21 protein-coding genes, 1 pseudogene and 2 riboswitches are annotated in these 20,019 nt (G+C 65.0%); of the genes and pseudogenes, 8 read left to right on the top strand and 14 right to left on the bottom strand.

Features of this window, described 5'->3' with window-relative positions:
- From VF769_RS14195 to VF769_RS14170, 6 genes and pseudogenes are all read left to right on the top strand, one after another.
- Positions 1 to 257 (top strand): annotated as a pseudogene (locus VF769_RS14195) (methyltransferase); the annotation flags it as partial.
- A gap of 217 nt (positions 258 to 474) precedes the next feature.
- Positions 475 to 565, top strand: a riboswitch (glycine riboswitch).
- Positions 566 to 668, top strand: a riboswitch (glycine riboswitch). It begins immediately after the preceding riboswitch.
- 38 nt (positions 669 to 706) lie between these two features.
- Positions 707 to 1,870, top strand: a complete 1,164-nt coding sequence (gcvT, locus tag VF769_RS14190; protein WP_331009076.1) for a glycine cleavage system aminomethyltransferase GcvT — start codon at positions 707 to 709, stop codon at positions 1,868 to 1,870.
- An 11-nt stretch (positions 1,871 to 1,881) separates the two neighbouring features.
- Positions 1,882 to 2,256, top strand: coding sequence for a glycine cleavage system protein GcvH (gene gcvH / locus VF769_RS14185; RefSeq protein ID WP_331009075.1), 375 nt, complete (start codon positions 1,882 to 1,884; stop codon positions 2,254 to 2,256).
- Complete coding sequence (gene gcvPA, locus VF769_RS14180) at positions 2,256 to 3,602, top strand: aminomethyl-transferring glycine dehydrogenase subunit GcvPA (RefSeq protein ID WP_331009074.1); 1,347 nt, start codon at positions 2,256 to 2,258, stop codon at positions 3,600 to 3,602. The genes gcvH and gcvPA overlap by 1 nt, the downstream gene beginning before the upstream one ends.
- Complete coding sequence (gcvPB, locus tag VF769_RS14175; RefSeq protein WP_331009073.1) at positions 3,599 to 5,122, top strand: aminomethyl-transferring glycine dehydrogenase subunit GcvPB; 1,524 nt, start codon at positions 3,599 to 3,601, stop codon at positions 5,120 to 5,122. The genes gcvPA and gcvPB overlap by 4 nt, the downstream gene beginning before the upstream one ends.
- Positions 5,123 to 5,131: 9 nt before the next feature.
- Positions 5,132 to 5,671, top strand: coding sequence for a hypothetical protein (locus tag VF769_RS14170; RefSeq protein ID WP_331009072.1), 540 nt, complete (start codon positions 5,132 to 5,134; stop codon positions 5,669 to 5,671).
- Positions 5,672 to 5,819: 148 nt separating this feature from the next.
- On the opposite strand, the gene VF769_RS14165 is transcribed toward VF769_RS14170, so the two are convergent.
- The 9 genes from VF769_RS14165 to VF769_RS14125 form a co-directional block, all read right to left on the bottom strand.
- Positions 5,820 to 6,383 (bottom strand): TMEM165/GDT1 family protein, encoded by a 564-nt coding sequence (locus VF769_RS14165; protein ID WP_331009071.1) that lies wholly within the window; start codon positions 6,381 to 6,383, stop codon positions 5,820 to 5,822.
- 306 nt (positions 6,384 to 6,689) lie between these two features.
- Positions 6,690 to 7,175, bottom strand: coding sequence for an ATP F0F1 synthase subunit B (locus tag VF769_RS14160; protein ID WP_331009070.1), 486 nt, complete (start codon positions 7,173 to 7,175; stop codon positions 6,690 to 6,692).
- A 10-nt stretch (positions 7,176 to 7,185) separates the two neighbouring features.
- Positions 7,186 to 7,743: a hypothetical protein gene (locus VF769_RS14155; protein WP_331009069.1), complete on the bottom strand. Its 558-nt coding sequence runs from the start codon at positions 7,741 to 7,743 to the stop codon at positions 7,186 to 7,188.
- Positions 7,743 to 7,970, bottom strand: a complete 228-nt coding sequence (locus VF769_RS14150) for a F0F1 ATP synthase subunit C (RefSeq protein ID WP_135210903.1) — start codon at positions 7,968 to 7,970, stop codon at positions 7,743 to 7,745. The genes VF769_RS14155 and VF769_RS14150 overlap by 1 nt, the downstream gene beginning before the upstream one ends.
- A 42-nt stretch (positions 7,971 to 8,012) precedes the next feature.
- A complete protein-coding gene (locus VF769_RS14145; RefSeq protein ID WP_331009068.1) occupies positions 8,013 to 8,783 on the bottom strand; it encodes a F0F1 ATP synthase subunit A in 771 nt (256 codons plus the stop codon).
- A gap of 8 nt (positions 8,784 to 8,791) precedes the next feature.
- A complete protein-coding gene (locus VF769_RS14140; RefSeq protein WP_331009067.1) occupies positions 8,792 to 9,130 on the bottom strand; it encodes an AtpZ/AtpI family protein in 339 nt (112 codons plus the stop codon).
- 289 nt (positions 9,131 to 9,419) lie between these two features.
- Positions 9,420 to 12,872, bottom strand: coding sequence for a chromosome segregation protein SMC (gene smc, locus VF769_RS14135; protein ID WP_331009066.1), 3,453 nt, complete (start codon positions 12,870 to 12,872; stop codon positions 9,420 to 9,422).
- 18 nt (positions 12,873 to 12,890) lie between these two features.
- Complete coding sequence (locus tag VF769_RS14130; RefSeq protein ID WP_331009065.1) at positions 12,891 to 13,535, bottom strand: DsbA family protein; 645 nt, start codon at positions 13,533 to 13,535, stop codon at positions 12,891 to 12,893.
- A 56-nt stretch (positions 13,536 to 13,591) separates the two neighbouring features.
- The gene (locus tag VF769_RS14125; protein ID WP_331009064.1) at positions 13,592 to 14,140 is read right to left on the bottom strand and encodes a DciA family protein; all 549 of its coding nucleotides are present in this window, start codon (positions 14,138 to 14,140) and stop codon (positions 13,592 to 13,594) included.
- Between the two features lie 49 nt (positions 14,141 to 14,189).
- On the opposite strand from VF769_RS14125, the gene mutY reads away from it, so the two are divergent.
- Entirely contained in the window at positions 14,190 to 15,251 is a 1,062-nt protein-coding gene (gene mutY / locus VF769_RS14120) for an A/G-specific adenine glycosylase (RefSeq protein ID WP_414731782.1), read from the top strand.
- Complete coding sequence (locus tag VF769_RS14115; protein ID WP_331009062.1) at positions 15,244 to 15,717, top strand: GFA family protein; 474 nt, start codon at positions 15,244 to 15,246, stop codon at positions 15,715 to 15,717. Before mutY ends, VF769_RS14115 begins: the two co-directional genes overlap by 8 nt.
- A 440-nt stretch (positions 15,718 to 16,157) precedes the next feature.
- On the opposite strand, the gene VF769_RS14110 is transcribed toward VF769_RS14115, so the two are convergent.
- The 5 genes from VF769_RS14110 to VF769_RS14090 all read right to left on the bottom strand — a co-directional run bounded on the left by VF769_RS14110 (position 16,158) and on the right by VF769_RS14090 (position 19,962).
- On the bottom strand, positions 16,158 to 16,847 hold the full coding sequence (locus tag VF769_RS14110; protein WP_331009061.1) for a Crp/Fnr family transcriptional regulator: 690 nt from the start codon (positions 16,845 to 16,847) through the stop codon (positions 16,158 to 16,160).
- A gap of 107 nt (positions 16,848 to 16,954) precedes the next feature.
- Positions 16,955 to 17,305 (bottom strand): hypothetical protein, encoded by a 351-nt coding sequence (locus tag VF769_RS14105; protein ID WP_331009060.1) that lies wholly within the window; start codon positions 17,303 to 17,305, stop codon positions 16,955 to 16,957.
- Between the two features lie 134 nt (positions 17,306 to 17,439).
- A complete protein-coding gene (locus VF769_RS14100; RefSeq protein WP_331009059.1) occupies positions 17,440 to 18,531 on the bottom strand; it encodes a site-specific DNA-methyltransferase in 1,092 nt (363 codons plus the stop codon).
- Positions 18,532 to 18,610: 79 nt separating this feature from the next.
- A complete protein-coding gene (locus VF769_RS14095; protein ID WP_331009058.1) occupies positions 18,611 to 19,336 on the bottom strand; it encodes a hypothetical protein in 726 nt (241 codons plus the stop codon).
- Positions 19,337 to 19,383: 47 nt separating this feature from the next.
- Positions 19,384 to 19,962, bottom strand: coding sequence for a ribonuclease HII (locus tag VF769_RS14090; protein WP_331009057.1), 579 nt, complete (start codon positions 19,960 to 19,962; stop codon positions 19,384 to 19,386).
- Positions 19,963 to 20,019 lie beyond the last annotated feature (57 nt).

Genomic DNA, 20,019 nt, shown 5'->3' with positions numbered 1-20,019 from the left:
TTATTCATCGCGCGCATCGCCTCGGAGATATTCTGGACGCGCTCGACGGGCGGCTTGGCGGTGTTGAGGTGTTGCCGATTTATCCAAGCGCACGCGACGGCGCGCGGCGGGTGATTGTGCGCGCGCGAAAGGGATCGCGCGCGCCGCTGCAGATTCTACGCGGCCTCGTTCTGCATCCGAGCGAGGACACGAAGGAGAAGTACACGCCAGAAGCGGACGCGCTTCTGCGCGGCGAAGCGCAGCTTTGGTTCGGCTAACGAACGTCCCTGGAACGTCGCCCCTCGCTCAGGCGAAAAGACCGCCAGATTGGACTTGTGAGTAATGCGCTGCTCACCCGCCGGGCGATCTTCGCGAACGAAGTGGGAATCCGGACGCCTCGGCCGCTTGTGGCAATTGACTCCGGCAAGGCGCGCGACCAGTTTCCGGCTTAACGGAGCGGGCCGACGTTGAGTCGCCCCGATGCCGGCCACACAAGCGAACCCCGTGGGAGAGCGCGGCCAAAGATGCCGCCCCCGAAGGAGCAACCGCCCCGGAAACTCTCAGGGAACCGGACCGCGGGGGGATGAACACGCTGGAAAGCGCGCGAGCCGGGTAGCTCGCGCCGCCGACGGAGTAAGCCGCGAACCAGATGCGGTGAATCTCTCAGGCGCCAGGACAGCGGGGGTAGCGTGCCGAAAGGCATGCGCCGCGCGTACCTGGGAAACACATGGCCGAAGCCGGAACACCGAAGAAGCTGCCGCTCGACGCGCTTTGGCGCGCGCGCACCTCAAAGTTCGGCGATTTCGCCGGCTACGACATGCCGCTGCAATTCGAAGGCTTGATCGCCGAGCACAATTGGACGCGCAGCCATGCCGGCCTGTTCGATGTCTCGCACATGGGGCCGAGCTTCTTTGCTTTGCCGAAGGGGCATGGGCTTGAGGGCGAAGCGGCGCACAAGAAGGTGGCCTCGCTGATCGAGCGCCTGGTGCCGGCGGACATTCAAGGCCTGAAGCCCGGCCAAGTTCGTTACACGATGATCACCAACGCCGAGGGCGGCGTGCTGGATGATTTGATGATCGCGCGCCCGGCGGAGCCCGGCGCCGCAGGCGATCTCTACATCGTCGTCAATGCTGGCTGTAAGCATCAGGATTGGGCGCTGATCGAGGACGCGACCAAGGGCGAGGCCAATCTCGTGCGCGCCGATGATCGCTGCCTGCTCGCGCTGCAGGGGCCGAGCGCGCATGTGGTGGCGGCCGCCGTGATCGATCCGGCATTGGCCGAGATGAGCTTTATGAGCGTGAAGCGCTATGACGCGTTCGGCCGGCTCACGGTGACGCGCTCGGGCTATACGGGCGAAGATGGCTACGAGATTTTGGTGCGCGCGGAGCACGCGGCGGAGCTCGCCAACGCGCTCTTGGCGCATCCGGAGGTGAAGCCTATTGGTCTGGGCGCGCGGGATTCGCTGCGTTTGGAAGCGGGGCTTTGCCTCTACGGGCATGATCTCGATGCGACGACGTCGCCGATCGAGGCGGATTTGGCGTGGACGATCCAGAAGCGCCGTCGCGAAGCGAAGGATTTTCCGGGCGCGGCGCGGATCGTCGCTGAATTGGCGCATGGGCCGAAGCGCAAGCGCGTCGGCATTCGCCCGAACGATCGCGCGCCGGCGCGCGAGGGCGTGGAAATCCAAGCGGGTGGGAAGCGCGTAGGCATTGTCACCAGCGGCGGCTTCTCGCCTGTTTTGAATGCACCGATTTCGATCGGCTACGTCGATGCCGAATTCGCTGAACTCGGGGCCGGACTCGATCTCATCATCCGTGGCCAAGCGCGGCCGGCGACCATCGTGCCGCTGCCGTTCGTGCCGCATCGCTATTACCGCCCGCAGAAGGCTTGAGGGGACCGCACATGACCACACGTTTTACCAAGGATCACGAATGGGTTCGCCTCGACGGCGATGTCGCCACAGTTGGCATCAGCACGTACGCGGCTGAGCAATTGGGCGATGTTGTCTACGCCGAACTACCGCCCGTTGGCGCAAGCTTCGCGCAGGGCGCGGACATGGCCGTGGTCGAAAGCGCAAAGACAGCGTCGGACGTCTATGCGCCGATCTCGGGCGAGGTCGTGGACGCGAATGCCGAAATTAAGGGTGAGAATTGGCAGATCATCAATGACGCGCCGCAAGGCGAGGGTTGGTTCGTGAAGCTGAAGATCGCCAACAAGGCCGAGTTCGACGCGCTGATGGATGAAGCCGCGTACGCTGATTACGTGAAGGGGCTTTGATGCGTTACCTTCCACTCACCGAGGCTGATCGCCAGCAAATGCTGAGCGTGATTGGCGCCAAGCACATTGATGAGCTTTTTGTCGACGTGCCGAAGGGCGCGTTGCTGAAGGACTTGATCGATCTGCCCAAGGCGCAGGGCGAGATCGAAGTGCATCGCCATATGCAGCGTCTGGCGGAGAAGAACATTCCGGCCGGCCGCACAGCGTTCTTCCTTGGCGCGGGCGCCTATCGCCATCACGTGCCGGCGAGTGTGGATCACCTTATTCAGCGCAGCGAATTTCTGACCGCGTACACGCCGTACCAGCCGGAAATCGCGCAAGGCACGCTGCAGGCGCTCTACGAATTCCAGAGCCAAGTCGCGACTTTGCTCGATATGGAGGTGTCGAACGCCTCGATGTACGATGGCTCCACCGCGTGCGCGGAAGCTGCGATGATGGCGGCGCGGGTGACCAAGCGGAAGAAGATCGTCTTCTCAGGCGGCGTGCATCCGCATTATATCGAGACGGCGCGCACCGCGTGCGAAGCTTTGGGCTTGGAGATCGTGGCGCTGCCGGCGGCGATCGATGACGAAGCTGCTGTGACGGGCAAATTGGGGGCGGACGTTGCCGCCGTGATCGTGCAATCGCCGAACGTGTTCGGCACGATCACCGATCTCAGCAAGATCCGCGAAGCGGCGCACGGCGCGGGCGCGCTGATGGTGGCGACGTTCACCGAATGCACGGCGTTCGGTCTGATTGAGCCGGGCGGTTCGTATGGCGCGGATATCGTCTGCGGCGAGGGCCAATCGATCGGCAACGCGCTGAATTTCGGCGGGCCGTATGTCGGCCTCTTCACGGTGAAGGAAAAATATCTGCGTCAGATGCCGGGCCGCGTGGCCGGCGAAACATTGGACGCAGATGGCAAGCGCGGCTTCGTGCTGACGCTGTCGACGCGCGAGCAGCACATTCGCCGCGAGAAGGCGACGTCGAACATCTGCACCAATTCCGGCCTCTGCCAGCTGGCGTGGACGATCCACATGACGCTGTTGGGTGAGAAGGGCTTGCGCCAGCTCGCCGCGCTCAATCACGAAAAGGCGACGCAGCTGGCGTTCGCTTTGGGCGCCGTGCCTGGCGTCGAGGTGCTGACGACGCGCTTCTACAACGAGATCGCGGTGCGCTTGCCGAAACCGGCGCAAGGCGTGGTCGATACGTTGGCCGCGGAGGGCGTGATCGCGGGTGTCGCGATGAGCCGCCTCGATCCGAAGGCGGGCATGGACGATGTGCTCATCACCTGCGCCACGGAAATGAACACGCACGACGACATCGCGACCTACGCCGATGCGCTGAAGAAGGTGCTGGCCCAATGAGCTACGAAACCACATCCGGCAACAAGGGTCTGCAACAGGCCGAGGCGCTGATTTTTGAGACGGGTCACGCGACCGGGACGGGCGTTGATCTGCCTGAGCCGAAGGGCGGCGCGTACGAGAAGCTGGGCGGGTTAGGTCGCAAGGCGGCGCTGGAGCTGCCGGGCTTCTCGGAGCCTGAGACGGTGCGCCATTTCGTGCGCTTGAGCCAAAAGAATTACGCGATTGATCTCGGCCTCTTCCCGCTGGGTTCGTGCACGATGAAGCACAATCCGCGCTTGAACGAACGCGCGGCGCGGTTTGAAGGCTTCGCCGATCTGCACCCACTGCAGCCGACCTCCACGATCCAAGGCGCGCTCGAACTCATGGACGAGCTGGCGCATTGGCTGATGGAATTGACCGGTATGCCAGCGGTGGCGCTGTCGCCGAAGGCCGGCGCGCATGGCGAATTCTGCGGCATGCTGGCGATCAAGGCCGCACTCGAAGCGCGCGGCGAAGCGGAGACGCGCCGTCGCGTTCTGGTGCCCGAAAGCGCACATGGCACGAACCCGGCGACCGCGGTGGCGGCGGGTTTCATCGTCGATGAGATTCCCGCACGCGATGATGGGCGCGTGCATTTGGATGACGTGGTGGCCAAGCTGGGGCCGGATGTGGCCGGCGTCATGATGACGAACCCGAACACGTGCGGTTTGTTCGAGCCGGAGATCAAGCGCATCGCCGATGCGATCCATGAGGCGGGCGGCTATTTCTATTGCGATGGCGCCAATTACAACGCGATCGTCGGCAAGGTGCGCCCCGGCGATCTGGGCATCGATGCGATGCACATCAATCTGCACAAGACGTTCTCGACGCCGCATGGCGGCGGCGGGCCGGGCGCGGGCCCGACTGTGCTCTCAGCCGCACTCGCGCCGTTCGCGCCGGTGCCGCACATAGTGAAGCGCGGCGACGTACGTGAGTTGCGCGAGCATAGCGACGGCACGCAAGCGTTTGGCCGCATGTGCGCGTTCCACGGCCAGATGGGCATGTTCACGCGGGCGCTCACCTACATGATGAGCCACGGGAGCGATGGTCTGCGCCAAGTGGCGGAAGACGCGGTGCTGAACGCCAATTATCTGCTGGCGCGCCTGAAGCCGCACTTCAACGCGCCGTTCGGCGAGCGGCCCTGCATGCACGAAGTGTTGCTGGACGATAGCTCGATCAAGCCGAAGGGCGTCGAGACGATCGATATGGCGAAGGCGTTGTTGGACGAGGGCTATCATCCGTTCACGACCTATTTCCCGCTGGTCGTGCACGGCGCCATGCTGATCGAACCGACCGAGACTGAGCCGAAGCGCGAACTCGATCGCTTTGCCGACGTGATGATCGCGCTCGCGGAGCGGGTGAACGCGGGCGAGGTCGAGTTCTTCAAGCAAGCGCCGAAGCTCGCGCCGATGCGCCGCCTGGACGACACCCGCGCCGCGCGTTCGCCCAAGCTGCGCTGGAAGCCCGAAGCGAACAGCGCGGCAAAGCAGGCGGCGGAATAGACAAACGCCATGAGCGATCCTCACGCCGCGATCGAGTTGCGCGTCGAGAGGATCGCCAATCTGTTCGATCCGTTCGACCCGTTTCCGTTGCCGTCGCGTGACCTATCGGGCGGCGCGGAAGCATTCATCGTCGATTGGGCGCGGGAATTGCCGCGTGAGGCGCGGCTGCGGATCGTGGTGCACGCACCGCGCATGGAGGCCGAGAGCGAGGCGGCGGGCGCACTGCCCGCGGCGGTCAAGCAGCATTTCGGCATGCGCGCGCAGCGACTCCTGGGCGATCTGCATGAATTGTTTCGCGTGGGCCGCGCCTCCTTATTCATCGGCCTTGCCGTTCTGGCGTTGTGTGTCGGCGCCAGCGCGCTTGTGACGACCATGTTCGGCGAGACGCCGCTGACGCGCTTCGTGGCGGAGGGATTGTTTATCCTGGGCTGGGTGGCGAATTGGCGACCGCTGGAGATCATTCTCTACGATTGGTGGCCTCTGGTGCGTCGTCGTCGTTTGATGCTCCGCCTCGCCGCGGCGCCCGTTGAGGTGCGGACCGCAGAGTAACGTCTGCCCCGTGAAGGGCGAGCGATCCTCCCTCGCATGCGGGGAGGTGGCGAACGGGCAGCGCGAAGCGGAGGGGCGCGTTGCTGACTGGGCACGCGCCCCTCAGTTTCGCTGGGCTCGACAGCTCCACACGCGGTGGGGCGCATAGTTACATCAGCGCCACGAGGATGACCCAGACGCCAATGGCGGCGAACACGAGCGCTGCGGCAATGCGCACGTAGCTCAGCGGCACGATCTTTGTGACGGCTTCGCCCAGAAACACGGCGGGCACGTTGGCGAGCATCATGCCGAGGGTTGTGCCGGCGGTGACCAGCACGATCTCTTGATAGCGCGCGGCGAGCAGGGAGGTGGCGATCTGGGTTTTATCGCCGATCTCGACCAGGAAGAAGGCAGCCAGCGTCGTGAGGAAGATGCCGCCCGCATTCATTTTTTCAGCGCGGTCGTCGTCCTTGTCTGGGATCAGCGCCCATGCGGCCATGGCGACGAAGCTGACGCCGACGGCGATGCGGAAGAGATCGCCGCTCAGCCATTGCGCGATGATGTAACCGAGGCTGGCGGCGGCGGCGTGGTTCAGCAGCGTGGCGACGAGAATGCCGGCAATGATCGGCAGCGGCTTGCGAAACCGGGCGGCGAGCACGATGGCGAGCAATTGGGTTTTGTCGCCGATCTCCGCGAGCGCGACGATGCCCGTCGAAATCCAGAGTGCGTCCATTTGAAAAACTTCCAGGGCCTGCACCGACACGACGACACACGCACACAAGCGGCCCACGCTTGCGGCGGTATCGTCGGTCTCGCCAATCCGGACTGTCGTCCGTCTCCCGCGCCATGCCTCGTGAGGGGCAAGTATGTTGACGGCGGGCGCCGCTAAAGCGGCCGGCTACTCCCCGAAGAATGCGCGTGGATTAGGGCGTGCGCTCCGGCGTGTCAAACCTGCGATCGGTTCGCAGTGCGGGGCGCAAAAGGAAGAGGGCGGAGCCGCGCAGCCCCGCCCTCAAACTTTCTGAGCTGTGTGGTTCGCTTAGCCGAACTTGCGGCCGAGCTCCGCGACGCCTTCGGCGACGAGAGCGCTTTGGGCTTTGTCGCTCATGCGTTCGCGGATCAGCTTTTCGGCCGCGGCCAGAGCCGCCTCAGCCGCAGCGGCGCGGACTTCAGCAGAGGCGCGCGCTTCAGCTTGGGCGATGCGGTCCTCGGCTTGTTGCTCGCGGCGCTTGATTGCGGCTGTCATGGAGGCGCGGGTTTCTTCCGCCACGAGAGCGGCTTGCGCCTTGGCGCTGTCCACGATCGCCTTGGCTTCCGCTTCGGCCGCAGCGCGCTTGGCTTCGTACTCGGCCAGCAGCGCTTCGGCTTCCTCACGCAGCTTGCGCGCGTCGTGCAATTCCTTGGCGATCGCCTGGGACTTGCTGTCGAGCGCGCCCATGATCGCCGCCGGCACCTTCAGGTACACCAGCAGGCCGATGAACAGCACCAGCGCGAGGAACGCGATTTCGGTTGCGGTGATTTCCATCACGCTCTCCTTACGCGTTGGCCGGGACGAGCTTGGCGGCGATGTCGCGCGCCAGAGCGTCGGCCATGCCAGGTACTTCCGCGAGTGCCGCGGTGCGGGCGGCGGTGACCTTGGCTTCCGCTGCGCCGATACGCTCGGCGAGGCGGGCCTCGGCTTGCTCTTGCTCGGCTGTCAGCTTCGCCACGACTTCGGCGCGGGCGGCGTCAACCGTCGCGCGGGCGTCCGCACGCGCTTTAGCCGTCGCCTTTTCCATCGCCGTGCGCGCTTCTTCGGCCTTGGCGCTCTTCAGCGCCGCGGCGTCGAGATCGCTCGAGATCGTGCCGGCGCGCTTGGCCTGAACGGTCGAGACGTTCGGGATGATGAAGCGCGAGACGACGAAATAGAGCGCCGCGAACGTGATCGCGAACCAGATGAGCTGGCTCGAGAACAGCGATTGGTCGAACGGCGGGAACGTCGCCGCGTGCTCGCCGCCATGAGCGGCGGCTGCAGCGGCGTCAGCCCCATGCGCGGCGTCCACGGCGTGAGCCGCGTCCACAGCGCTAGCGTCGGTGGCGTGCGGGTCGGCCATTACACCACGAACAGCAGCAGGATGGCGATCAGCAGCGAGAAGATGCCGAGAGCTTCCGTCACGGCGAAGCCGAAGATCAGGTTGCCGAACTGGCCTTGCGCGGCCGACGGGTTACGGATCGCGGCAGAGAGGAAGCTGCCGAAAATGTTGCCCACGCCGATGGCAGCGCCAAGCATGCCCAAGCAGGCCAGACCAGCACCGATATACTTTGCGGCTTCCGCGTCCATGATGAACTCCTTCGAAAAACTTTTGGCTGTGATTGAGGGGCGTTAGTGCCCCGGATGAAGAGCGTCGTTGAGATAGATGCAGGTCAGGATCGCAAACACGTAGGCTTGCAGAAACGCGACCAGGAACTCGAGGCCGTAGAGCGCCACGGTCATTGCCAGCGGCAGGATCGAGAGCGCCGTGAAAATGCCGCCGGCAGCGGCCAACGCCGGCACGAAGCCGGCGAAGACTTTGAGCAGGATGTGACCCGCCAGAATGTTCGCCCAGAGACGAACCGCGTGGCTGAGCGGGCGCGAGAAGAACGAGATCACTTCGATCAGGATCACGAACGGTAGGATGTAGCCAGGCACGCCCGACGGCGCGAAGAGCTTGAAGAATCTCAGGCCGTTCTTGGCGAAGCCGACGATGATGACCGTGAAGAACACCATGAGCGCGAGCGCGGCGGTGACGACGATCTGACTGGTCGGCGTGAAGATGTGGTGCACGCCGAAGACGCCGGGGAACATTCCCAGCATGTTCGACATGAAAATGAACAGGAAGAGCGTGAAGACGAAGGGTAGGAATTTGCGCACGCCTTCTTCGCCGGCGCCGTCCTTCAGCATGCCGCGAATGAAGTCGTACGCGCCTTCAGCGACAACTTGCGCGCGGCCCGGCACGAGAGCTGCCGGCTTCATCGCCCAATTGAAGAACCACGCAGCCAAACCAGCGCCGGCCACCATCGCGAGGCTCGCATTGGTGAAGCTCGCGTCCCAGCCGGCGAGTTGAAACTCGACGAGTGGCTCGATGTGAAACTGCTTGATCGGATCGTTCGCCACTTAACCGCTCAGTCCTCTTCGTCGTCCGGTATGGACGGCGCGTTGGGATCGACCGGGTTGGCGCGGGAATAGGTTTGCGCGACGCGCACCACATTCACGACGCCCGCCACGAAACCCAGCCCGACGCCGATCACCAAACCCCAAGGTTGGGAGTTCAGAAAATAATCCGCCCCGTAGCCGAGCAACCCGCCGACAATAATCGCCGCGCCAAACTCTCCGCCGTACCGAAGACCCAGTGCTGCTGGGCTTAAGGCGGGCGGGGTGTTCTGAGGACCCTCGCCACGCGCCGCGTCAACGCGGCGGCGTAGATTGGAGAGGGCGTCCTCCGGCGGTTTTCTGTCAGCCATTGAACGGTCGATGCACGAGTAAGGGCGACTCTTTCAAGCCCCCTTATTCGCGCGCGCGGAAACTAGCAGGGGCGATTACCGGGTCAAGGAAGCCGGGTGCGACATATGGTGTGGCGCAAAACCCCCTCTCCCTCGCGGAGAGGGGGCAGGGGGTGAGGGGCGATAAGCTCGCGCGATCTATGAGAATTTGACGCGGCCAAGCGCGCCAAACACCGCATTGGCGGAACGCCCCTCACCCCGCCGCTTCGCGGCGACCCTCTCCGCAAGGGAGAGGGTTTCTTTCGCAAGATCATTCCGCCGCCAGCGCCTGGGCGCGGCCGAGGTCGACGCTGACGAGCTGGCTCATGCCTTGTTCCGGCATGGTGACGCCGTAGAGGCGGTCCATCCGGGACATCGTCACCGGGTTGTGGGTGATGGCGATGAAGCGGGTGGTGGTGAGGCGCTTCATTTCCTCCAGCATGCGGCAGAAGCGGTCCACATTGGCGTCGTCGAGCGGCGCATCGACTTCGTCCAGCACGCAGAGCGGGGCCGGATTGGCCAGGAACACGGCGAAGATGAGCGCCGTGGCCGTCAGCGCCTGTTCCCCGCCGGAGAGCAGATTGAGGTTGGTCAGGCGCTTGCCGGGCGGCTGGGCGAAGATCTCGAGGCCGGCTTCCAGCGGATCTTCGCTTTCGGTGAGCTTGAGCGCGGCCTGGCCGCCTTCGAACAGGGTGGCGAAGAGCTGGGCGAAATGGGCGTCGACCTGCTCGAACGCCTTCATTAGCCGCTCGCGGCCTTCATTGTTGAGCGTGGTGATGGCGCGCCGGAGCTTGGTCACGGCCTGAACCACGTCGTCCTTTTCGCGCGACAGCGTATCGATGCGCTCTTGGGCCTCGGCGAGTTCCTCGTCGGCGCGAAGGTTCACGGGGCCGGCGGCGTCGCGCTCGGCCTTGAGGCGGTCGAAGCGCTTTTCGATTTCTTGGATCGAGGCGGTGCCGAGCGGGCCGCTGATGAGGGGCCCTGCGGCGGAGGCGAGCTCTTCGGGCGCGTGGCCGGTTTGCTCGCGGGCGAGGGTGACAATGTCTTCGACCCGGGCGGCTGCGGCGCTGGCGTGGGCTTCGGCGCCGGCGCGGCGTTCGCGGGCGGCGGCGTGGGCTTGGTCTTGAAGCTTGGCGTATTCGCCGGCTTGGCGCGCGGCGGCTTCGGCTTCGGCGACCTTATCGCTGGCTTGCTGACGACGCGCTTCGGCGGCGCCGGCTTCTTCCATCAGGGCTTCGAGCTTGGCGCGGGCTTCGATGGGGGCGGCTTTGGCTTTGTCGCGACGGATTTCGATGGCGTCGAGTTCGGCGGCGATAGCGGCGAGGCGCTTTTCGGCGTCAGCAATGCGCGCGCGCCATTGCGCGGTTTCGGCATTCACGGCGGCGCGGCGGCTATCGCGTTGGGCCTTGTCGCGGATCAGCGCTTGCGCCTCGGCGCTGGCTTCGGCGGCGGCGCGGCGGGCGGCATCGACAGCGGCGCGGGCTTGGGTGAGCGCGGAATCGTCGGCAGGCGCAGGCGCTTCTTTCGTCGCGGCTTCCGCTTCCTGCAGCGCCGTGCGCGCTTCGTTGAGTTCGGCGCTGAGCGTCTGCGCTTGCGCTTGCAAATCGGCGCCGCGCTCGCTCAGGCGCGTGCGTTCGGCCTCTAAGCGTTCGACGTCGCGCGTGGCGTCGGCTTCGGCGGCGGCGCGCTTGGGGGCTTCGCTGCGCAGCGCACGGGCTTTGGAATCGAGCGCTTGGCGCTCGGCCTTCGCGGCTTCCCACACGGCTTTGGCTTTCGCGAGTTTGTCTTCGGCGCTCTTCAGTTCCTTGCGCGCGGCGGCGAGGCGGTTCTTGTGTTCGAGTTTCGCGGCGGCGGGTTGTGGGGCGTCGGCGCGGCGGACGAGCCCGTCCCAACGCCAGAGATCACCCTCGATTGAAACGAGGCGCGAACCCGGTGTGAGTTGTTTGGCGAGTTTGGCGCCGTCTTTCGCATCGACGACGCCGATGAGCGCCAAGCGCGCCGCGAGCGCGGCCGGCGCTTTGACGAAGCGCGCCAGCGATTGCGCGGCCGGCGGCAGGTTGGGCGTGGGCGCTTCGGCGCCGCCCCAATGCGCGGGCGCTTCGGCGTGCGTGGAGACGTCGAGATCGTCGCCGAGCGCTGCAGCGAGCGCGCGTTCGTAGCCGGGCTCGACATCGATGGAGGCGAGCACCGGCGGGAATTTCGCATTCTCGGGCGGGGCGAGTTTATCGAGCGCGCGCACTTCGGCTTCGAGTTCGCGTAGCGCGCTTTCGGCGGGGCGATAGGCGGCCCACGCGGTTTCGTCGGCGCTTTCGGCTTTCTTGAGCGCAGCCTCGGCGTTGGCGAGTTCGGTGCGGAGCTGGGCGTGTTCGGCGTGCGCGGTTTCGGCTTTGGCTTTGGCGGCGGCGATGCGCGCGTCGATGTCGGCGGTGGCGGCGAGCGCTGCGATCTGGGCGTCGAGCGCGCGTTTGCGTTCTTCGGCGCGTTGCGCGCGGGTGCGGGCGGCATTGGCGGCGTCAGCCAGGGCTTGTGCGCGGGCGCGCTTGGCGGCGGCGTCCGCAGCGATGGCTTCGAGTTTGGATTCCGCTTCCGCGCGCGCTTTGGCGGTCGCGGTTTCGGCATCTTGCGCGCGCTTCAAGATGGCTTGCGCTTCGGCGCCATCGCCGGAGCCTAGTGCTTCAGCTTCGGTTTCGAGGCGCGCGAGCGATTGCGCGGAATCGGATTTGAGCGCTTCGAGCCGTTCGGCTTCGCCGCGTGCGCGGTTTGCATCTTCATCGCAGCGCGCGATCACGGCGTCGGCTTCAGCGACGTCGCGTTCGAGGCCGACGCGGACGCCTTCGAGGCGGCGCAACACGGCGGCGGCGACGACTTCCTCTTCGCGTAGCGGCGCAAGCGCGTCGCGCGCTGCTTCGGCGGCGCGTTCGGCCGCACTTGCATCAGCGGCGGCTTGCGCGACGGCGCGCTCCGCATCGCGGAGGAAACCCTGCGCCTCGGCATGGCGCTCGCGCGCTTCGCTCCAGCGCCGATGCAGCAGCAGTGCTTCGGTTTCGCGCAGTGTCTGTGCGAGCCCCTTGTAGCGCTCGGCTTGGCGCGCTTGCTTTCTTAAGCTCGCGGCTTGCGCTTCGATTTCACCGAGCACTTCATCCAGGCGCGTGAGATTGGTCTCGGCGGCTTTGAGCTTGAGATCGGCTTCGTGGCGGCGCGCGTGCAGACCGGCGATACCGGCGGCGTCTTCCAAGATGCGGCGGCGGTTCTGCGGCTTGGCCCCAATCAATTCGCTGATCTGACCTTGGCGTACTAACGCTGGCGAGTTCGCGCCGGTCGCGGCGTCGGCGAACAAGAGCTGGACGTCCTTGGCGCGGACTTCCTTGCCGTTGATGCGATAGGTCGAGCCTAGGCCGCGACGAATGCGGCGCGAGACTTCGAGTGTGTCCTCCGTATGGAACGGCGCCGGCGCGCGGCCGCGCGCGTTCGAAAGGACAAGCGTGACTTCGGCGAACTCGCGTGCTGGCCTTCCAGCGCTGCCGGCGAAGATTACATCCTCCATGTCGGAGGCGCGCATGGATTTGGCGCTTGTCGCGCCCATCACCCAGCGCACGGCCTCCAGCAGATTGGATTTGCCGCAACCGTTCGGCCCGACGACGCCGGTCAGGCCCTGTTCGATCGGCGCGCGTGCGGGATCGACGAAGCTCTTGAAGCCGTGGAGGCGCAGCTCGGTGATCTGCACGTGGCCGCGCCCGCTCCGTTAGCCGGCCAGTTCAGCCTCGAGGATGCGCGACAGACCTTCCCAGGTCTGGACGCTCGGATCCTCGATTTTCTGGCCGTTGATGATGATGGTGGGGGTGCCGGTGACGTTGAAGGCGCTGGCGCCTTCGATGATGCGGCGGGCGCGCTCGCCGCCTTCTTCGTCGGCGATGCACTGATTGACCTGATCAGCCGAAAGCCCTGCGGCGCCGCCGATCTCAACGAACTTCGCCCGGATGCCTTCCATCGTGCCGGCGGCGAAGATCGCTTGCTGCTGGCGGAAGAGTTCGCTGAGGCGCGCAAAATATTGCTCGTTCGAGGCGCCGCCGCAGCGAGCGAGTTGGAAGCCGGCGACGGCGACGGGCGCTGGCGCGGTGGGGAATTCGCGGAAGATGAAGCGGACTTTGCCGGTGTCGATATAGGTCGACTTCAATTGCTCCCACACCGCTTCGTGAAAGGCCGCGCAATGGCCGCACGTGGAGGAGGCGTATTCGATCATGGTGACCGGCGCATTCTCGGCGCCCAATACGATGTCGTCGGCGTTCACCGCGGTGCCTGCGCCGCCGCCGCCGCACGCCGCGAGCGTGCCCGCAAGCGCCAATGCGCTCGCGCCCAGAAGCAAACCACGACGGCCCATTACGATCATACGAAACCTCCAGATTTGGCCGGGAGGCATAGAGTCTTTTGCGGGCGAGGGAAACCTCAGCCCTGCTTGACCGCGCGCCCAAGCCGCATCAGCGCCGATTTCAGGCCGGGGTCGGCCACAGGGTCAAGCGCTTGCGCCAACGCGGCCTCTTCGGCCGGGGAGAGCGTCCGCTTCAGCGGGGCGACGTTGGTTTGCTTGGGAGGCGCTGCGGTGCGCTGCTCGATTTTAATGGATTTGATCTTGGCGCCGGCGGTCTTCAACCGCTCGAGCAGGAGTGGGGTTTGTTGTTGCAGGAACGGGGCAAGTGCGCCGGGAACTTTCAGGGTGAGGACCCCCGCGACAAGACGCTCCGGGGTGGCGCGGGCGAAGCTGTCGCCGGCGATTTCGGCCCAATTCCGCTTGAGTTCGTTGATGCCAAGGCCCGTGCCTTTGAGCAGCGGACGAACCACCGCCGTCAGGGCCTTGCTTGCGTTCGGGGGCGGCGCAATCACGGCCCTGCCGCGCTTCGCCGCAAGTTCACGCGCTGCGCGGCCCTCATTGAGGGCTTCGGCGGCGGGGCCATAGAAGGAGTCCTTGGCCGGGCGGAAGCGGTCGCGCAGGGACATCGACCGTTGAGCGAATCGTAAAGCCATGAACAAAGGGTAAAGACGCTCCATGCCCGCGCTTGCTCACAAACCATCTCGGCCTGGGGATAAGGCGCTCGCGACTCGGGATAAGTTGTGGAAATCGTTGCTGAAATGGTACGACCGCAACGGTCGCGACCTGCCCTGGCGGCTGCGCGAGGGCCGGCCTGATCCTTACCGGGTGTGGCTCTCCGAGATCATGTTGCAGCAAACGACGGTGGCCGCCGTCGGGCCCTATTTCGCGAAGTTCCTCGCCGCTTGGCCGGATGTTGAGTCGCTGGCGGGCGCGGCCCGCGATGATGTGCTCGAGGCGTGGGCCGGGCTTGGCTATTATTCGCGGGCGCGAAACCTCCACGCGGCGGCGCAGGCGCTGGCGGCGAGCGGCTTCCCGGCGGACGAGGCCGGCTGGCGCGAGCTGCCGGGCGTGGGGCCGTACACGGCGGCGGCGATCGCGGCGATCGCTTATGGCGAGGCGACGAACGTCGTCGACGGCAATGTGGAGCGCGTGATGGCGCGACTCTATGCGGTGGAGGCGCCACTGCCGACGGCGAAGGCGGAATTGAAGGCGCTGGCTGGCGCTTTGGTGACCGACGATCGCCCCGGAGACTGGGCGCAGGCGCTGATGGATTTGGGCGCGACGATCTGTACGCCGAAATCGCCGAAATGTTCTGCGTGTCCGTGGATCGACGAATGCGCGGCGTATGCGAGCGGGGCGCCGGAGAGCTATCCGCGCAAGCTCGCGAAGGTGGCGCGGCCGGAGCGGTTTGGCGTGGCGTTTCGTGCGGAGCGCGATGGCGCGATCTGGTTGGTGCGGCGGCCGGATAAAGGTTTGCTCGGCGGCATGGCGGCGTTGCCGACGACGGAATGGCGTGGCGAAGCTTGGACGCGCGCCGAAGCTTTGAAGCACGCGCCGGCCAAAGCGAAATGGCGCGAGGCGGGCGCAGTGCGGCACGTGTTCACGCATTTTGCGTTGACGCTTCATGTTTATGTGGCGGATGCCGCGCCCAGGGGCGAAGGCTGGTGGGGCGATGCGCGCGCGCTGCCGACCGTGTTCAAGAAGGCGGCGTTGCTGCAGGAGGCGAGCGATGAGTGAAACCTTCGAAGGCGGATGCTCATGCGGCGCGGTGCGCTACCGGCTGACATCACGGCCGATGTTCACCAATTGCTGCCATTGCCTGGATTGCCAGAAGCAGACCGGCGGCGCGTTCGCCATCAACGCGATGATCGAGACGTCACGGATCGAAATGCTGTCTGGCGAGCCGGTCGTGATCGAGATGCCGAGTCCGAGTGGGCGTGGTCACGAAGTGCACCGCTGCCCGAAATGCGAAGTGGCGTTGTGGAGCAATTATGGCCGGCGCACATGGATGCGCTTCGTGCGCGTGGCGACGCTGGATGCGCCGCATGCCATCAAGCCAGACGCGCACATTTTCACGCGCAGCCGCGTGCCATGGGTGAAGCTGCCAGAGGATACGCCGGCGTTCGAGATTTATTACGACACGGCCAAGCAATGGTCGCCGGAGAGTTTGGCGCGGTTGGCGGCGGCGAGCGGCAAGGCTTAAACAAGCTAAGGACGCGGAGGGGAGCTGCTCCGCGTCCTTGCTGTTGGTGATCGACGCGTTTGGCTCTCGCGGCGATCCGTCTGGCCCGGGGCGCTCAGGAAGGAGAAGCGCGGCGGGTGATCAGTGAGGATGGTGTAGCGGTGTTGCCGCAGCGTTGCCGTGACTGCGGGCACAGCGCGGTGTGCCGAGCGCGCGGAACGCGTAATTGCTCTCTGCGGACAACCTACAAGCGCCAGTTGGTCAGAGTATCTCGCACGATCGGGATGATGAACATTACCGCAAGCGTCAAAAGCGCCGCCCAGGCTACCTGCAGAGCAATCCAGCCCAAATAGGCGAGAGGGTTTTCTTTGGGGTGGCAATTCTCGGGCGGCGGCCAGAACCAAACAAGCATCGCATCTTGTAGTCCGCCTTTTGCTCATTCTCCAGGCGTGCGCCCGAGCCTAGGTGGCCCGAGATTCTTGGATCAGCGCTTTGAGTTTGTCACGCGCGACGAGTTTGATGCCGGCGCGGCCCATATTGATCCAGCCTTCATCGACCCATTCGTGCAGCTTGCGATTGACCTTCTCGCGGCTGGCGCCGATGCGGCGCGCGATCTCGGTTTGCGTGAGCGTGACGGTGGCGCCATCGCCGGCTTCGTCGAGCAGGCGCAAAGCGAGACGACCGCCGAGATCGAGCGTGTGCGCGTCTTCCAGCGCGGAATCCGCGTGGCGCAGGCGCTTGCTGAGTTCGGCGATGAGTTTGAGCAGCGCCTTGGGCTCGGACTCGAGTGCGGCGATGGCCTGGTCGCGACCGATGCGGAGGAGGCGCGATTTGCGGATGGCGGCGATGTCGGCCGAGCGCACACCGCCGTCGAGCACGGCCATTTCGCCAATGACGGCGTAAGGCTTCAGCGCGGCGATACGCACGTCCTTGCCGGCCTCGGTCGAAGTGCGGACCTCGATCTCGCCTTCCATCAGCACATAGAGCGCGTCGCCCTTATCGCCCTTGGCGAAAAGCAGCTTGCCGGACTCAACCACGATGGGTTGGCCTTGCTTGGCGAGCTTGGTGCGCGTCGCCGGGCTCAGCGCCGCCATCAGCTCGGCTTTGCCAAGCGCTGCCTCAACGGCGTGTATGTCCTGCTTCTCGGCCATGGGGCGCGAGATTTAAGCGCCGCTGGCGCGGCGTCAATCGGAAGCTCGCGGCGGGCGCGCCAAAGGGACGCCGTGCGCATGGGCGCGGCGCCCCCTCGGCCCCCACATTAAGACGCAGCTGACGTGTTCAACTGCACCAATCCGCTTTCCACAAATCCGGAACATGCTTCTTCGCGGCGCTCGCGAAGCTCATCGGCGCCCGTGACGCGTGCGCGCACGCGCAAGCTGCGTTCGAATTCACGCGCGCGTGCACGAATGTCGAAATCGCGTGTGCCGGTGTTTACAGCCTCACGCAGGCTGGTGAAGTTCACCGGGTCCGACTGGAGCGCCGGCAGATCGGCGTAAGCCAGGCAGCGATTGGCCGAAAGATAAGCCGTGTCGCTCATGCGTTCTTGCGCATTTGCGGCAAGCGGCGACAGCGCCACGCACACCGCAGCAATCATGAACAAGCGTTTCATAGTAACTCCCGAGGTTTATTCGACCCGCGGGACTGAGATGCAGACGCAGTGCATCATGGATGTGTCCATCGCTGCGTTTTGCGACGGATTGCATGCCGATCACGACGAAGCGCAGGGACGGAGTGTGCGGGCGCTTACGCGCCGAGCGACATCGCCATTTCGCGGCGGATTTCGCGCCGGAAGAGATCGATGCTCTTGGGGCCTTGCTTGGTTTCAAGGCTCCAGAAGGTCCAGCCATTGCAGGCTGGCGCGTCGGAAACGACCGCGCCGACGCGGTGGATCGAGCCCGTGACATCGCCGTAAGCCAAGCTGCCATCGGCGCGCACGCGGGCGCGTTTGCCGTTGGGCGCGACCAGCCAGTCGCCGGGATGGATGTGGCCGGCTTCGATCACTTGTCCGAACGGCACGCGCGGCTCTTCCTTTTTCGAGCGCGTGACGGCGAGATCTTCGGGCGCTGCGGGTGTGATTTTCTTCAACCGCGCTTTGGCGCCGGCGATGTAAGTCTCGTCGCGCTCGATGCCGATATAATGGCGACCCAAGCGCTTGGCTGCAGCTCCCGTGGTGCCGGTGCCGAAGAACGGGTCGAGGATCGTTTCGCCCGGACGCGAGGTGGCGAGCACGACGCGGTGCAGCAGCGCTTCGGGCTTTTGCGTCGAATGCAGCTTGCGACCTTCGCGGTCTTTCAAACGCTCGCCGCCGGTGCAGAGCGGCAGCGTCCAATCGGAGCGCATCTGCAGATCGTCATTGAGCATTTTCAGCGCGTCATAGTGGAAGGTGTATTTCGCATCCTTCGACTTGGCGGCCCAGATCAGGGTTTCGTGGGCGTTGGTGAAGCGGGTGCCTTTGAAATTCGGCATCGGGTTGGTCTTGCGCCAGACGATGTCGTTCAAGATCCAGAACCCAAGGTCCTGCATGATGGCGCCGACGCGGAAGATGTTGTGATAGGCGCCGATCACCCAGATCGCGCCGTCATCCTTCAGGCAGCGGCGGGCTTCGGCGAGCCAGGCGCGGGTGAATTCGTCATAGGATTTGAAGTCGGCGAACTTGTCCCATTCGTCATCGACGCCATCGACATGGCTTTGATCCGGCCGCGTGAGCGCACCGCCGAGCTGCATGTTGTAAGGCGGGTCGGCGAAGACGAGATCGGCGCAGCCCTTAGGCAATTTGCGCATCGCTTCGACGCAATCGCCTTCGATGATCCGGTCTTTGAGTTGGCGCGCTGACATTCGTCCCCCGTGAGGGGATCGATTCAAGCTTGACGCGAATCAGGAATCAAGAGTCCGCGTGGTCGTTAACCATGCTTTCTCAGCTTGACACCGTCCCTTGTGCCTTGCGGTAGGCGAGGCGCCCACGCAGCGACAGCGCGTACACCACGAAGAAGGCGTACATGAAGAGCTCTTCGATCTCGCTGACGCGCGTGAATTGAAGCTGGAAAGGCAGGATGGCGAGCTTGTCGATCGCCTTCGGCAAGCCGGCGAGCAATGAGATCACCACCGGCGGCATGCTGGCGAAGGTCGGCGCGAGCCACCACGGATTGTCGAACAGGCCGCGCCCGTTGCGGAATTTCTGCAGCAGCGGATGCACGATCGCGCCGAGGATCATGCCCAATTGCAGGATCGCGCGTGGCTTTTGATCGAGCCAGCCGTCTGGCGTGTTGTGGAAATTGGTTTCGCCTTGGTCGTTGACCCGCGCGAACCAGCCGCCGGTTTCCCAGTTGAAATAATGCTGCCCCCAGCTCGCTTCTTCGCCGAGCAGGAAGAAGGTGCCGAGCGCCACGAAAATCATCCACCAGCGCAGCAGCTTTTCCTCGGCTCGGATAGCGACTTGGATGACGATGATCAGCGCGATCAGCAGAAGGATGTTCTGACCGGTTTCGAGCGGTCCAAGCTCCCAATTACGGCCAGGGCCCTGCAGGAAATCCTGTGCGAACGCCGCCGTCACCATGATGGCGAGGTAGCTGATGATGCAGATGATCCAGAGGGTCGCGACGGAGAGGTCGCCCTGACGTCCGGCGGCGGTCGATTGTGACATGTTCGCGAACATGGGTGAGCGCGGACGCGAAGTAAACCGCGCCGCGCCTAGGCGGCGAGCCCGGCGGCCAAGCGCACCGGCTTGAACGAGCGACGATGGATGGCGCAGGGGCCTAATTCGGCCAGCGCCTTCTGGTGCTCGGGCGTGCCGTAGCCCTTATGCTTGGCGAACGCATAGCCCGGATATTGCGCGCAGAGTTCGACCATCATGCGGTCGCGCTCGACCTTGGCGATAATCGAGGCGGCCGAGATCGAGGCGACGTAAGCGTCGCCGTCGATGATCATCTCGATGGCGCAGGGAAGTTCTGGCGCTGCATTGCCGTCGATCAGCGCCGCGACGGGGCGCTCGGGCAGCGCATCAAAGGCGCGGCGCATGGCCAAAAACGTCGCCTGCAGGATGTTGATCTGATCGATCTCGTCGGGTGTGGCGACGCCCACGCCGACAGCCGCGCAGGCGCGAATGGCCAGCGCCAATTCTTCCCGCGCCTCGCCCGTCAGCTGCTTGGAATCCGCCAGCCCCTTGGGCCGCTTCTTGGCGGGTAGGATGACCGCCGCGGCCACCACTGGCCCCGCCCAGGGCCCGCGCCCCGCCTCGTCGATCCCACAAATCGCCATGGGCCGGAGCATGAAGCGGATTCCGGCGGAAGCGCAAACGTCAAGGACACCAACATTTTTGCTAAGTGT

Source organism: Vitreimonas sp. (assembly GCF_036392335.1).
Classification (GTDB): Bacteria; Pseudomonadota; Alphaproteobacteria; order Caulobacterales; family Aquidulcibacteraceae; genus Vitreimonas.
The sequence above is the reverse complement of the archived record's forward strand: the minus strand, read 5'-3'. Positions and strand labels throughout refer to the sequence as shown.

Coding starts and splice junctions, on each gene's coding strand:
- gcvT (WP_331009076.1), top strand. CDS start 707: ATGGCCGAAGCCGGAACACCGAAGAAGCTGCCGCTCGACGCGCTTTGG.
- gcvH (WP_331009075.1), top strand. CDS start 1,882: ATGACCACACGTTTTACCAAGGATCACGAATGGGTTCGCCTCGACGGC.
- gcvPA (WP_331009074.1), top strand. CDS start 2,256: ATGCGTTACCTTCCACTCACCGAGGCTGATCGCCAGCAAATGCTGAGC.
- gcvPB (WP_331009073.1), top strand. CDS start 3,599: ATGAGCTACGAAACCACATCCGGCAACAAGGGTCTGCAACAGGCCGAG.
- VF769_RS14170 (WP_331009072.1), top strand. CDS start 5,132: ATGAGCGATCCTCACGCCGCGATCGAGTTGCGCGTCGAGAGGATCGCC.
- VF769_RS14165 (WP_331009071.1), bottom strand. CDS start 6,383: ATGGACGCACTCTGGATTTCGACGGGCATCGTCGCGCTCGCGGAGATC.
- VF769_RS14160 (WP_331009070.1), bottom strand. CDS start 7,175: ATGGAAATCACCGCAACCGAAATCGCGTTCCTCGCGCTGGTGCTGTTC.
- VF769_RS14155 (WP_331009069.1), bottom strand. CDS start 7,743: ATGGCCGACCCGCACGCCACCGACGCTAGCGCTGTGGACGCGGCTCAC.
- VF769_RS14150 (WP_135210903.1), bottom strand. CDS start 7,970: ATGGACGCGGAAGCCGCAAAGTATATCGGTGCTGGTCTGGCCTGCTTG.
- VF769_RS14140 (WP_331009067.1), bottom strand. CDS start 9,130: ATGGCTGACAGAAAACCGCCGGAGGACGCCCTCTCCAATCTACGCCGC.
- VF769_RS14130 (WP_331009065.1), bottom strand. CDS start 13,535: ATGATCGTAATGGGCCGTCGTGGTTTGCTTCTGGGCGCGAGCGCATTG.
- VF769_RS14125 (WP_331009064.1), bottom strand. CDS start 14,140: ATGTCCCTGCGCGACCGCTTCCGCCCGGCCAAGGACTCCTTCTATGGC.
- mutY (WP_414731782.1), top strand. CDS start 14,190: ATGCCCGCGCTTGCTCACAAACCATCTCGGCCTGGGGATAAGGCGCTC.
- VF769_RS14115 (WP_331009062.1), top strand. CDS start 15,244: ATGAGTGAAACCTTCGAAGGCGGATGCTCATGCGGCGCGGTGCGCTAC.
- VF769_RS14110 (WP_331009061.1), bottom strand. CDS start 16,847: ATGGCCGAGAAGCAGGACATACACGCCGTTGAGGCAGCGCTTGGCAAA.
- VF769_RS14105 (WP_331009060.1), bottom strand. CDS start 17,305: ATGAAACGCTTGTTCATGATTGCTGCGGTGTGCGTGGCGCTGTCGCCG.
- VF769_RS14100 (WP_331009059.1), bottom strand. CDS start 18,531: ATGTCAGCGCGCCAACTCAAAGACCGGATCATCGAAGGCGATTGCGTC.
- VF769_RS14095 (WP_331009058.1), bottom strand. CDS start 19,336: ATGTCACAATCGACCGCCGCCGGACGTCAGGGCGACCTCTCCGTCGCG.
- VF769_RS14090 (WP_331009057.1), bottom strand. CDS start 19,962: ATGCTCCGGCCCATGGCGATTTGTGGGATCGACGAGGCGGGGCGCGGG.